This window comes from Cupriavidus sp. SIMBA_020 (assembly GCF_046535395.1).
In the GTDB taxonomy this organism is placed as follows: domain Bacteria; phylum Pseudomonadota; class Gammaproteobacteria; order Burkholderiales; family Burkholderiaceae; genus Cupriavidus; species Cupriavidus campinensis.
This window is the reverse complement of the sequence record NZ_JAWRWU010000686.1, coordinates 1-268: the sequence shown is the minus strand read 5'-3', so window position 1 is coordinate 268 and position 268 is coordinate 1. Positions and strand designations below refer to the sequence as shown.

Sequence of the window (268 nt, the reverse complement as noted above, 5' to 3'; positions counted from 1 at the left end):
CGTTGCGGACAAACGCGAAAGGCGCTTATGCCTTGACGTTTGCGCGAGCGTAGTCGATCGCTTGCTGAACCGTCGTGATCTTCTCTGCTTCTTCGTCCGGGATTTCCATGCCGAACTCGTCTTCGAGCGCCATCACCAGTTCGACCGTGTCGAGCGAGTCAGCACCCAGATCGTTCACGAACGATGCTTCGTTCTTGATCTCGGCTTCCGCGACGCCCAGTTGCTCAGCGACGATCTTCTTGACACGTTGTTCGATGTTATCCATTAC

Annotated in this window: 1 protein-coding gene; it reads right to left on the bottom strand. The window is 55.2% G+C overall.

Annotated features, from left to right (window positions below; all coding sequences use genetic code 11):
* Positions 1-25: 25 nt before the first annotated feature.
* Entirely contained in the window at positions 26-265 is a 240-nt protein-coding gene (gene acpP, locus SB751_RS31065; RefSeq protein ID WP_004197638.1) for an acyl carrier protein, read from the bottom strand.
* Positions 266-268 lie beyond the last annotated feature (3 nt).

Coding starts and splice junctions, on each gene's coding strand:
- acpP (WP_004197638.1), bottom strand. CDS start 265: ATGGATAACATCGAACAACGTGTCAAGAAGATCGTCGCTGAGCAACTG.